We start from the raw sequence: 8,840 nt of genomic DNA, 5'->3' as shown, positions 1-8,840 counted from the left end.
GCGGGCGGCCAAAGTGCGGTAGCGCCCCCGGCCGGGAACCGGGGGCGCCGCCGGCGGGATAGAGTGGCGCGTTCGGCTGATTTTGCGGTAGCGCTAACACTCCACGGCCTCGCTACTCATCCTTGTCCTCCTTCCCGATGGCGTCCATGCACGTCTGGTACAGCCTCTGCTCGGCCTCGGGCGGCTCGTAGCCGCACAGCTCCATGGCGTCGGTCAGCGCGACGAAGTCGCGGCAGTTGTCGGCGATCATCTCGCGGCTCCATTTGTCAACAGGGCATTCGCTCAGGTGGCAGAACGCGGCGATGGTCACGGCCGGCCCCATGGGCAGGTCGACCTCGTGCAGCTCGCAGAACTCGTTAACGTCGTATTCGTACACGTCGATCTCGGCCCCCGGCGCCATGGCCGCGACGATGGTCCCCGGGTCGATCTCCAGAAGGTGCCCGGCGAGCCACGCGGAGCGCGAGGCGTCGGCCTCCTCGAACTGGGCGACGGCCTCGTCCCGGCGGGCGCGCATCTTCTCCTCCTCGGGGTCCGGGGCCTCCTCGGCGGCCGGGAAGTAGAGCCACGCGCACGAGTTGCAGCCGTTGAACTCGGCCACCGCTCCCGGCTCGATGTCGAACCCGTCGAGGTCTTCGGGGGAGTTGATGAGCCCCTTGTACGACATGCCGGCGGGGCTCCCCTCCACGACCTCCACGCCCGCATCTGCCAGGGCCGTCTCCATCTCGGCGCGCCACTGCGCACGGTCGCGGGCCGACCGGCGCCGCTCGGCCTCCCACTTCCACCCGCTCGCTCCGGCGTCCAGGATGGCCTTGGCCGCCTCGGGGTCGTCCTCGAACTCGCCGACGGCCTCCATCCACTCCATGGTCATCTGCTCCACCGACTCGCCGCTGCGCTTGGAGCCGCGGCGGATGCGCTTGACGCGCTCGGCGTCGATGCCGGTGACCTGGGACACGTACTCGTCGTCGCCGAACAGGGTGAGCGCCTTGAAGATGTCGGCGCGCTCGGCCTCCTCGTAGGTCTTCTTGGTATCGGTGCGCCAGGCGGCCTCCACGACGGCCCTCTCGTCGCCGTCCTCCACCACGGCAGCGAAGGACTTGACCTTCAAGAGGCGCATGGCCTCAACGCGGGAGTTGCCGGCCTTGATGCGGTAGATGCCCCTGTCGCGCACGAGCACCGGCGGCTCGTCGGGCTGCTTGGTCTCGGGGTTGAACGACTCGGCCAGGCGCTTGACGTAGTCCTTGTTGGCCTTGAGCGTGTAGTCGCGCCGCGCCATGGAGTTGCCGTACTCGTCCTCCAGGGGGAACACGTCCTCGATGCTGACGGTCTCGATGCTAGCCACGGGGCGCCTCCTTCGTCTTTTCGGTGCTCTTGCTCATTTTGTTGCTCCTATCTGGTAAAACTCGAAACTACGAATTCATTCTCACTTTTTCCTCGATGCGCTCCTTGCGCTTCTGGGCGGCCTTGACCTGGCGCCTGAGGTTTCGGGCGAGCCAGTCCTCCACGGCGATCTCGCGGGCCTCCTCGGCGCGCGCCCGCTCGTAGCGGCCCAGCCCGGCGAGGGAGGGGGGAGGGGGCATGGGGTCCCAGCCGCTCTCCGTCTCGGCCTCGGTGGCGTCGTAGACGGCGCGCTCCCCGGGCGGGAGCTTGGCCAGGAGGTCGGAGATGCGCCCCTGCACCTTGGCGAGCTGGCGGCGCCTCCGGCACGGCTCGCAGATGCCCTCCGATCCCATGCGGCTGCGGCGCGCCCCGCACGAGGGGCAGGTTGCCAATCGCGACCGGAAGCACCGCAGCGTCACGTCCTCTCCTGACTTCCGCATGAGGTACACCTGGCTCTCGATGGCCCTCGCGCCCCGCTTGAGGGCGCGCGACAGATCGCGCCTCGGAATCCTCCCCGCGTTGTCCCGGAGGAACTGCAGATCGGCCACCGTCCAGTCCCGCCTCTTGGCCCCTTTCCTCATGCCTCGTCGGTCACCTCCACGATGATCCTGGGATGCCTCCCGTCGTATGCGAACCTGTCCTCGAAGCCGGTCACGTACTGCGGGGTGTCGTTGCCGATCACGCCCGCCTGCACCAGGCCGTCCAGGACGAACTTCTTCGCGAACGCCACGTTGTCGATGTCGCGCCGGCGGTTGCCCTCCACCCACGTGAACCTCACGGTTACGGGGCGGGCGAAGCGCGGCATCCTGGCCGCCTTGGCGGCCCACGCGGCGAGCGAGGTGCACTCCTGCTTCATGGCGTTGCCCTTGAAGCGGTTGGCGTTCACCGCGCGCACGTAGTCGTTGAGCGACGGCATGCGCCCCTCGATCACCATGGACGCCCTCACGCCGCCCGCCCCCTCTGCCTGGCGGCCGCCCGCCAGTCCGGGGCTCGGAAGAAGGTGCTCGCGGCCACGTCGCGGTGCCACAGCTCCTCGAAGTCCAGCCCCTCGTCCAGCTCGGGGGTTCTGCGGGGGAAGATCACGTCGGACAGCGCGGGCCGGAACATGAGCAGGTAGCGCGAGAGCACCGACCACAGGTTGTTGTCCATGCGGAACTCGCGGCACAGGCTCACCTCCATGCCCTGCTGGGACGCCAGCACGAACAGGTCCCCGCGCCGGATGCGCGGCCAGCCGGACGCCGCCGCGCGCTCGCACAGGTTCACGAGCCGCAGCCACTTGCGCGGGTAGTCCTCCGCGATCCAGGCGAGGGCGTGCTCCACGCGCCGCTCGGGGGTCATGGGGGCGCCGTCGTACAGGCCGCGCTCGATGCCGTCAGCGTTCAACATGGGCCACCTCCCGGGCCTTCAGGCCGTTGTCGTAGCCGACCTGGTAGATGCCCGTGGCGGCCAGAAGGACGCTCGCGGCGATCAACGCTCCCATGGCCACGGCGAACGAGTCGCGCAGGACGGCGGGGATGTGGTACGCTTTGCGGGGCGCCCTCCGGGGGTGCACCTCCCGGCGCGGCTGACGTTGGTAGCGGCGCCGCGCCGGCATCTGGAACGGCCTCATGGCTGCTCCTCCTCGAACATCCCGCCCGAGGCCCACGCCTCCAGGTCCGAGCGCAGGATCCACCAGCGGGACGACTGCCCCCGCTTGTGGCGCGCCTTGAGCGACCCCTCCGCGATGGCGGCGTAGATCGAGCCCAGGCCCACGCCGCACATCTCGGCGGCCTCCTTGGGGGAGATCGGCATCTCTACGCACTGCATGCCCCCTCCCTCCACTCGACGAGGCACACGCCGCGATCCGTGCGGACGTAGAAGCCGTTGTCGGCGAGCGCGTCGTGCACGCGGCTGCCCGCGCTGACGAGCACGAGGATCTGGTCGTCCTCCCCGACGCTGGCCACGGCCACGTCGCAGTGGACGCGGGGCTCGCCCTCGGGCGGCTCCTCGCGCTGGGCCTCGGCCATGACCTCCATGGCCTCGGCGATCTTCTCCGGTGTCATTCCTTCCTCCTATCTGGTAAAACTCGAAACTACGAATTCGTTTCGGAGATTTTTTTGAAACTGGCGCCCGCCCGGGGAATCGAACCCCGACGCCCGGCTTAGGAGGCCGGCGCCCTGTCCGTTGGGCTAGGCGGGCGCATGGGTCACAGCGGCAGCTGCCGGTGGATGTCGCCCATCATGGCCGGCAGCGAGTCGATGGTCACGAAGGCTCGGCGGCATCCGCATTCCACGAACTCGCTCGCGCCCTCGCGGACGTACTCCATCGGCGTCTCGCGCAGCCAGTCGTAGCGCCCGGCCCCGCACTCGATCAGGGCCTCGTTGATGCGGCGCACGAACAGCGCCTTGTCCTCCACGGGGAATCCGATCTCGGGCATATGAATCACCTCCTCTCGTCTTTCTGCTTCCCGTCGGGCTCGCGGAGCAGGTCGGTCACGCAGCATCCGAGCACGGCAGCCGCCCTCTCGGCGTTCCCCAGCGACGCGTGCCTGATTCCCGCCGTCTCCCACTTGCGCACGGCCCTGACGGTCACGCCAACGCGCTCTGCGAGCTGGGCCTGGGTGAGCCCGCTCCTCTCGCGGATGGTTCTCAACATCTTTTCCACCTTCTTTCCACCACATATTGCGTTTTATGAAGATAGAAAACACAATATGTTCGATTGACGGGAACTTATGTTCCCCTTATGCTCTGATCAAGAGGGTCACCTTTGCCAAAGCCCCCTCTGGACCTGCAAGCCCATTAGCAGAAGAAAGGAGGAACACCCATGGAAAGAGACCTCCACAAGCCGGGCGAGGACAACCAGCGCCCCGGCGAGTACGTCGAGCGAGGCCCGCGCGGCGGCGTCGTCCAGGACGCCCGCCAGGTAACGATCGACTGGGGCGACCGTCTCCCGCCCACGCAGGAGGGCGGGCGCACGTGGGAGCGCATCTCGCGCTAGCTCGCCGAGCCCCCTTCGGGGGGCTCTCCCCCTACTGGGATCCTCCTGCGCGACAGGCACCAGATCCTGCCGAGCAGATCGACTTGGATCCACGCCTCGGCCCACAGGGTGCCGTCTTCGCGGTATTTCGTGATGCAATGGTGGATCAACTCCTGCCTCCTTTCTGGTTGAGGATCGCCGTCCTACGCCGCCTCGGGCGGCTGCCAGCCGGCTATTACAGCGGCTTGCCCTTGAGCCAGCGCGGCAGTGATTCGATGGCTATCGCCAGAGCACACACCGCGATGCCTCCAAAAAAGCAGACGGCTGTCACTGCGTCCGCAGCCTCGGTGCCGAAGTTGAGCACTAGGGCCCTGTTGGTCGCCGCTCCCATGGCACCGACTATCAAAGAGAAACCGGTTGAGCCGATTACGGCGGCGCCCTTTTCCAGGATTCGCTCCCGCTTGTTAGCCGCCGCCGTTTCGTAGACCTTCTCGCCCGACCTCTTCTCCATCATCTTCTCGGCCGCGTAGAGGGCAAGGCTTGCCTGGCTCAAGGCCTCCTCGATCGTTTCGAACTGCCACTTCGTCATGGCTCCACCTCCTTCCTACGCCGGCGGCTGCTCGGTGCTGAACAGCTCCTCGATGCTCATGCCGGGGAACAGCTCGTCGCGGATCTTGAAGGCGGAGCCGACCGGGAAGCCGCACTCCTTGCCGTCCATCCACTGGCCCACTGTCTCGGCGCGCCGCCCGACCACGCGAGCGATGTCCTTCTGGTACGGGCCGCGGCTCGCCATGGCCGCGGCCAAGTTGGGGTAGTAGGGCACTAGTCCTCACCTCCCTTCCGGACGCCGGCGACGGCTGCGAGCTTTCGCTCGGCAACCTCCGCGCTCTCGGGGCTGAACCTGCCCAGTTCCCGGACGAGGCGCCGGGCGAATCCCAGCACGCGGAAGTACCTCCGCTTCCATTTCTCCTCCGCGCTCATGTGCCTCCTTTCTTGAAGATCGCCGTCAGGCGATGGTCTTGCGCTCGTCGTTACGCCGCCTCGGGCGGCTGCCAGCCGGCAATGTCGTCGATGGAGCAGCCCAGGGCCGATGCGATCTTGAACGCCTGGTCGAGGCCGGGCGTGGTGCCGCCCATCTCGTACCGGGCGATGCTGTTCTGCCCGACGCCGGACGCCTCCGCCAGGTCCTCCTGGCTCCATCCGCGCTTGGCTCGCTCGACCTTGAGGTTGCGCGCCATCTTCTCGTTGCTGTAGCTCACTTGCCGTCACCTCCTCTCAGCTTGCCGTGCAGCGCCCATCCGAGCGCGTACCCCGTGCAGAGCATGTTGAACACCGAGAACGGGACGCTCGCGGCGACGTCGCCCGCTGCCAAGAGGGCGAACGTCGCCGACATGCTCGACCACCAGGCGACGTAGAAGGCGGTCTTGCCCGGCATGGCGACACCTCCTTCCTTCACGGGTTCTCCTTACAACTTCAACTTTCTGATGAAGTGATTCCGATTTAATCAGCGTAAAGCTGAAATGTCAAGCATTTATTTCACCTTTCTGTTGAACTTGTTCAAATATCCATGTATGATCTGTGTTGAAGAGAAAGGGCAGAAGATGAACTTACAGTTGAAAAAGCTGCGAACTCTTAAGGGTCTTTCTCAGGATGAAATGGCCGAAAAGCTGGGCGTGAAAACCAGCAGATATGGCACATGGGAGAGGGGAGAGCGGATGCTGTCCCTCAAGCAGGCATACGACTGCGCGGTGATCCTCGGCTGCTCCATCGACGCCATAGCAGGGTACGACCCGCCCGTTTCCTACGCCGACCCCGACCAGGCGGCGCTCAACGGCTACTGGGAGTCCATGAACGCGAAGGGGAGGGCGGCGCTCCTGAACTCGGCCGAGCTGATGAGCGGGTCTCCTGACACGCGCATCGAAAAAGATAGGGCCGAACCTCATGGAGTTCCGGCCCCGGTGGAGAGGAGCGCGTAGGTGAGCGGCGAAAGCGACAAGCTCTCGGCGAAGGACTGGCGGGTGCTCTTGATCGGCGCGGCCGTCTCGGCCTTCCTTTCGGCCCCATCGTGGCTTCCTGTTTTCGGCATCGAGTGCGGGTGGTTCGGGAACCGGCTGGTGGCCCTCTTCCAGGGGCTGCTGCCCATCCTCATGCTCATCGCGGGGTTCCTGCTCGGATGGAATGCGCACAAACGGAGGATGGCGAGGGACAGTGTCGCCGCCGAGCGCGAGCAGATAACGCGCGACCTGTCGTGCGGAGACCTGTTCGCCCTCGATCTCATCGCCGATCTGTACTGCAGCGGGTTCAAGATGGCGAAGGGAGACGCCGCCGCCGTGGGCGATCCGACGGTGAGGGCCGGAGTGGTCTACACCGCGCCGGTCGAGATCGGGGGCCTCTCGTCGTACCGCATGGATCTTGAGCCGGAGAAGCGGGCCCTGTTCGCTAGGCACGAGGCGTTCTTCTTCGACGAGGTGCGCCGGCTCGGCCACGGGAGACTGCTGGTCGATGCGGAGAAGAGGGCGGTTCGGCTCGCTTCGGCTCCGCCCGGGGAAACGGGGTAGCCCGGCGTGATCGCGCGGTATCAGCCTGTGAGGGAGATGGAGTAGGAGAGGGGTCTTTTGTGGCAGATAGAAGCAGCTATCCCGACATCGACGTTCTAGACGAAGAGCACGAGGCCGTTTTGCGGCAGCTGGTCGAAGCAGACCGTCGACGAGACCATGAGACCAAACCGGCCCTCAACCTGATTTATCCAAGGGAAAGTGCTGAGGGCGTCATCGTCCGACATCTGGATCAGGCGAAGATGATAAACGTCGTTTACTACGGCGGAGATCCAATGGTGCTGGAAGTGTACGCAGCGGGCTTTTCGTTCGTGAAAAAGCGCGACGATGAAGCCGCAGCCGAGAAGAGGAGAATCCAAGAGCGCAAAGAGGATATGCGCCATGATTGGAAAATCAGCGTGTTCACTGCTCTCGTCGGTGTCGTTGCAGCAATCGGCGGAACGCTCTTCGGCTACTGGCTCGGGGCTGCGAAGCCGTTCATGTAGCGAAAGGATTTGAGGTATGAGAATGGTTCCAGTGGCATCGTCGGATTTGGCCGCCGTGGGCTACGAGCGCGGGACGCTCTACGTCGAGTTCCACTCAGGCGGCACGTACCGCTACACGGGCGTGCCTGAGCACGTCTACCGCGAGCTGATGGCGGCTCCGTCCCATGGGAGGTACTTCCACCGGTTCGTCAGGAACTCTTTCCCGTACCAGAAGGTGGGCTAGTCGGTCACGACGAGCACCACCGCCGGCCCCTCGGCGGGCACGGTCGCCTCGGCGTAGGGCGACAGCGAGACGGACTCCACGCCCTCGCGGCGCTTCAGCTCATCGACCAGCTCGCAGGTGGGAACTTCGGAAAGGCTGCTCATGATCTCCTCCTATCTACTGCAGCCATGGTAGGGGAGGAGTCGCCGGCAACGAAAAATGTTGCCAAGGGCGTTTGGCAACGAAATATGTAGACAAGTCGAGCCCCGCGTCAGTTTGGCGACGGAGGCGGGGCTCGCAGCGATAACCATCCGATGAACGGAAGGCAGGTGCATTGTACCATGCTATTGAAGGAAGTGCCCCCAGGGGCATCAGAACAGCGGCTCGTTCCTAGTCGGGTACTCCTCGTCTATGACGTGCACCACGGTGTACTTCTTGTTAAGCCACGTATCGTAAGGTGCGCTGTACTCTTGGACTATGTCGAGATCGACGAGCATCTTCATGCCCACTTTGAACGGGACGGACTCTATGGAGTCGAGAAAGCCGTCATCGGTCACGCAGGCGGTTATCTTGCTGCCCTGGTAGATGAACTCCCATTTTCTCGTCTTGGATTTTGCGAGGAACGGCTTGACCACCGTCAGCCAGTCTCGCGCCTCGATGTGCCTGGTGGTATCCCCCTCGTAGTTGGGAGAGCTCGCTATGGCAGAGAACTCGTCTCGCTCTGCCCTGAACGACACATTGCCGTTGGTGGACATCTGGAGCCCGGAAACGGCCGGGTTCTCGTCGAGGGTGGAGAACGTGTTGTCTATCGCATCCGTTGCATTCGGGCAGTTCATATAGACGTTGTAGACGTTTCTTGCAACGGTGATGTCCTCGCCGTCCGCATTTACCGTGACGGTCTCTGGCGTCTCCGCCGTCTTCTCGACCTTCTGCTTGCCGGCGAGTCCTTGTTTGAATCTGTAGAGACCGGTCGCCGCTGCCACTACTGCTCCGACAGCCTCTATAGCGCCCTGGTTGTCGTTGAGGAGGGCGAGGATGCCGCTGGCCTGCTCGGCCGCCACGGAGAGCATCACGTCGAGGCTTCCCTCCCCGGTCGCGGCGATGGACACGTTCACGGGCGAGCTGACGCCGATCTCCTTTGCCGTCATCTGGAGCACGGAGGAGTAGTCGAGCACGACGTTCGTGAATGTGTGAACATCGACCTGGTGGGCCTGCCCGTCGAACTTCACGGTGACGATCTGCTTGGCTGCGTCCATGCCGGCACCT

General features: G+C 64.9%; 22 protein-coding genes and 1 tRNA gene. 5 read left to right on the top strand and 18 right to left on the bottom strand.

Translation table 11 applies throughout. The annotated features are described in order from the left end of the window. Positions 1-112: 112 nt before the first annotated feature. The 10 genes from ACYVRU_RS07755 to ACYVRU_RS07710 all read right to left on the bottom strand — a co-directional run bounded on the left by ACYVRU_RS07755 (position 113) and on the right by ACYVRU_RS07710 (position 4,011). Entirely contained in the window at positions 113-1,339 is a 1,227-nt protein-coding gene (locus tag ACYVRU_RS07755) for a hypothetical protein (protein WP_461185967.1), read from the bottom strand. A gap of 67 nt (positions 1,340-1,406) precedes the next feature. Beyond that, a complete protein-coding gene (locus ACYVRU_RS07750; protein WP_461185966.1) occupies positions 1,407-1,958 on the bottom strand; it encodes a hypothetical protein in 552 nt (183 codons plus the stop codon). After that, positions 1,955-2,323, bottom strand: coding sequence for a RusA family crossover junction endodeoxyribonuclease (locus ACYVRU_RS07745; protein ID WP_461185965.1), 369 nt, complete (start codon positions 2,321-2,323; stop codon positions 1,955-1,957). Before ACYVRU_RS07745 ends, ACYVRU_RS07750 begins: the two co-directional genes overlap by 4 nt. Next, complete coding sequence (locus ACYVRU_RS07740) at positions 2,320-2,763, bottom strand: hypothetical protein (RefSeq protein ID WP_461185964.1); 444 nt, start codon at positions 2,761-2,763, stop codon at positions 2,320-2,322. The genes ACYVRU_RS07745 and ACYVRU_RS07740 overlap by 4 nt, the downstream gene beginning before the upstream one ends. Then, the gene (locus tag ACYVRU_RS07735; RefSeq protein WP_461185963.1) at positions 2,750-2,986 is read right to left on the bottom strand and encodes a hypothetical protein; all 237 of its coding nucleotides are present in this window, start codon (positions 2,984-2,986) and stop codon (positions 2,750-2,752) included. Before ACYVRU_RS07735 ends, ACYVRU_RS07740 begins: the two co-directional genes overlap by 14 nt. Continuing rightward, a complete protein-coding gene (locus tag ACYVRU_RS07730) occupies positions 2,983-3,183 on the bottom strand; it encodes a helix-turn-helix domain-containing protein (protein ID WP_461185962.1) in 201 nt (66 codons plus the stop codon). Before ACYVRU_RS07730 ends, ACYVRU_RS07735 begins: the two co-directional genes overlap by 4 nt. Continuing rightward, positions 3,171-3,419, bottom strand: coding sequence for a hypothetical protein (locus tag ACYVRU_RS07725; RefSeq protein WP_461185961.1), 249 nt, complete (start codon positions 3,417-3,419; stop codon positions 3,171-3,173). Before ACYVRU_RS07725 ends, ACYVRU_RS07730 begins: the two co-directional genes overlap by 13 nt. Positions 3,420-3,480: 61 nt before the next feature. Then, positions 3,481-3,555: transfer RNA gene (locus ACYVRU_RS07720), tRNA-Arg, on the bottom strand. 7 nt (positions 3,556-3,562) lie between these two features. Then, positions 3,563-3,793, bottom strand: coding sequence for a hypothetical protein (locus ACYVRU_RS07715; protein WP_461185960.1), 231 nt, complete (start codon positions 3,791-3,793; stop codon positions 3,563-3,565). Between the two features lie 5 nt (positions 3,794-3,798). Beyond that, a complete protein-coding gene (locus tag ACYVRU_RS07710; RefSeq protein WP_461185959.1) occupies positions 3,799-4,011 on the bottom strand; it encodes a helix-turn-helix transcriptional regulator in 213 nt (70 codons plus the stop codon). A gap of 168 nt (positions 4,012-4,179) precedes the next feature. Between ACYVRU_RS07710 and ACYVRU_RS07705 the strand changes: the two genes are divergently transcribed. Further along, complete coding sequence (locus ACYVRU_RS07705; RefSeq protein ID WP_461185958.1) at positions 4,180-4,353, top strand: YjzC family protein; 174 nt, start codon at positions 4,180-4,182, stop codon at positions 4,351-4,353. On the opposite strand, the gene ACYVRU_RS07700 is transcribed toward ACYVRU_RS07705, so the two are convergent. The 6 genes from ACYVRU_RS07700 to ACYVRU_RS07675 all read right to left on the bottom strand — a co-directional run bounded on the left by ACYVRU_RS07700 (position 4,350) and on the right by ACYVRU_RS07675 (position 5,788). Next, positions 4,350-4,502 carry a hypothetical protein gene (locus ACYVRU_RS07700; protein WP_461185957.1) on the bottom strand — a complete coding sequence of 51 codons (153 nt, stop codon included), beginning with the start codon at positions 4,500-4,502 and terminating at the stop codon, positions 4,350-4,352. The two genes, ACYVRU_RS07705 and ACYVRU_RS07700, sit on opposite strands and share 4 nt — an antisense overlap. Before the next feature lie 65 nt (positions 4,503-4,567). Continuing rightward, positions 4,568-4,921: a hypothetical protein gene (locus ACYVRU_RS07695; protein WP_461185956.1), complete on the bottom strand. Its 354-nt coding sequence runs from the start codon at positions 4,919-4,921 to the stop codon at positions 4,568-4,570. Between the two features lie 15 nt (positions 4,922-4,936). Then, on the bottom strand, positions 4,937-5,155 hold the full coding sequence (locus ACYVRU_RS07690) for a hypothetical protein (protein ID WP_461185955.1): 219 nt from the start codon (positions 5,153-5,155) through the stop codon (positions 4,937-4,939). Next, on the bottom strand, positions 5,155-5,313 hold the full coding sequence (locus tag ACYVRU_RS07685; protein ID WP_461185954.1) for a hypothetical protein: 159 nt from the start codon (positions 5,311-5,313) through the stop codon (positions 5,155-5,157). Before ACYVRU_RS07685 ends, ACYVRU_RS07690 begins: the two co-directional genes overlap by 1 nt. A gap of 50 nt (positions 5,314-5,363) precedes the next feature. After that, complete coding sequence (locus tag ACYVRU_RS07680) at positions 5,364-5,591, bottom strand: helix-turn-helix transcriptional regulator (protein WP_461185953.1); 228 nt, start codon at positions 5,589-5,591, stop codon at positions 5,364-5,366. After that, positions 5,588-5,788 (bottom strand): hypothetical protein, encoded by a 201-nt coding sequence (locus ACYVRU_RS07675; protein WP_461185952.1) that lies wholly within the window; start codon positions 5,786-5,788, stop codon positions 5,588-5,590. The genes ACYVRU_RS07680 and ACYVRU_RS07675 overlap by 4 nt, the downstream gene beginning before the upstream one ends. A 115-nt stretch (positions 5,789-5,903) precedes the next feature. Between ACYVRU_RS07675 and ACYVRU_RS07670 the strand changes: the two genes are divergently transcribed. From ACYVRU_RS07670 to ACYVRU_RS07655, 4 genes are read left to right on the top strand one after another with little or no spacing between them, the layout of a single operon-like run. Further along, positions 5,904-6,308, top strand: a complete 405-nt coding sequence (locus tag ACYVRU_RS07670) for a helix-turn-helix transcriptional regulator (protein ID WP_461185951.1) — start codon at positions 5,904-5,906, stop codon at positions 6,306-6,308. Then, entirely contained in the window at positions 6,309-6,890 is a 582-nt protein-coding gene (locus ACYVRU_RS07665; protein ID WP_461185950.1) for a hypothetical protein, read from the top strand. It begins immediately after the preceding gene. Between the two features lie 59 nt (positions 6,891-6,949). After that, positions 6,950-7,372, top strand: coding sequence for a histidine kinase (locus ACYVRU_RS07660; RefSeq protein WP_461185949.1), 423 nt, complete (start codon positions 6,950-6,952; stop codon positions 7,370-7,372). 16 nt (positions 7,373-7,388) lie between these two features. Continuing rightward, entirely contained in the window at positions 7,389-7,595 is a 207-nt protein-coding gene (locus ACYVRU_RS07655) for a KTSC domain-containing protein (protein ID WP_461185948.1), read from the top strand. Here the strand turns inward: ACYVRU_RS07655 and ACYVRU_RS07650 are convergent. Both ACYVRU_RS07650 and ACYVRU_RS07645 read right to left on the bottom strand, forming a co-directional pair. Then, on the bottom strand, positions 7,592-7,738 hold the full coding sequence (locus ACYVRU_RS07650; RefSeq protein WP_461185947.1) for a BC1881 family protein: 147 nt from the start codon (positions 7,736-7,738) through the stop codon (positions 7,592-7,594). The genes ACYVRU_RS07655 and ACYVRU_RS07650 overlap by 4 nt on opposite strands. A gap of 207 nt (positions 7,739-7,945) precedes the next feature. After that, the gene (locus ACYVRU_RS07645) at positions 7,946-8,830 is read right to left on the bottom strand and encodes a hypothetical protein (protein ID WP_461185946.1); all 885 of its coding nucleotides are present in this window, start codon (positions 8,828-8,830) and stop codon (positions 7,946-7,948) included. Positions 8,831-8,840 lie beyond the last annotated feature (10 nt).

This window comes from Adlercreutzia sp. CNCM I-6216 (genome assembly GCF_977113345.1).
This window is presented reverse-complemented; position numbering and strand designations above follow the sequence as displayed.

Coding starts and splice junctions, on each gene's coding strand:
- ACYVRU_RS07670 (WP_461185951.1), top strand. CDS start 5,904: ATGATCTGTGTTGAAGAGAAAGGGCAGAAGATGAACTTACAGTTGAAA.
- ACYVRU_RS07750 (WP_461185966.1), bottom strand. CDS start 1,958: ATGAGGAAAGGGGCCAAGAGGCGGGACTGGACGGTGGCCGATCTGCAG.
- ACYVRU_RS07710 (WP_461185959.1), bottom strand. CDS start 4,011: ATGTTGAGAACCATCCGCGAGAGGAGCGGGCTCACCCAGGCCCAGCTC.
- ACYVRU_RS07695 (WP_461185956.1), bottom strand. CDS start 4,921: ATGACGAAGTGGCAGTTCGAAACGATCGAGGAGGCCTTGAGCCAGGCA.
- ACYVRU_RS07730 (WP_461185962.1), bottom strand. CDS start 3,183: ATGCAGTGCGTAGAGATGCCGATCTCCCCCAAGGAGGCCGCCGAGATG.
- ACYVRU_RS07645 (WP_461185946.1), bottom strand. CDS start 8,830: ATGGACGCAGCCAAGCAGATCGTCACCGTGAAGTTCGACGGGCAGGCC.
- ACYVRU_RS07650 (WP_461185947.1), bottom strand. CDS start 7,738: ATGAGCAGCCTTTCCGAAGTTCCCACCTGCGAGCTGGTCGATGAGCTG.
- ACYVRU_RS07655 (WP_461185948.1), top strand. CDS start 7,389: ATGAGAATGGTTCCAGTGGCATCGTCGGATTTGGCCGCCGTGGGCTAC.
- ACYVRU_RS07740 (WP_461185964.1), bottom strand. CDS start 2,763: ATGTTGAACGCTGACGGCATCGAGCGCGGCCTGTACGACGGCGCCCCC.
- ACYVRU_RS07715 (WP_461185960.1), bottom strand. CDS start 3,793: ATGCCCGAGATCGGATTCCCCGTGGAGGACAAGGCGCTGTTCGTGCGC.
- ACYVRU_RS07735 (WP_461185963.1), bottom strand. CDS start 2,986: ATGAGGCCGTTCCAGATGCCGGCGCGGCGCCGCTACCAACGTCAGCCG.
- ACYVRU_RS07685 (WP_461185954.1), bottom strand. CDS start 5,313: ATGAGCGCGGAGGAGAAATGGAAGCGGAGGTACTTCCGCGTGCTGGGA.
- ACYVRU_RS07725 (WP_461185961.1), bottom strand. CDS start 3,419: ATGACACCGGAGAAGATCGCCGAGGCCATGGAGGTCATGGCCGAGGCC.
- ACYVRU_RS07705 (WP_461185958.1), top strand. CDS start 4,180: ATGGAAAGAGACCTCCACAAGCCGGGCGAGGACAACCAGCGCCCCGGC.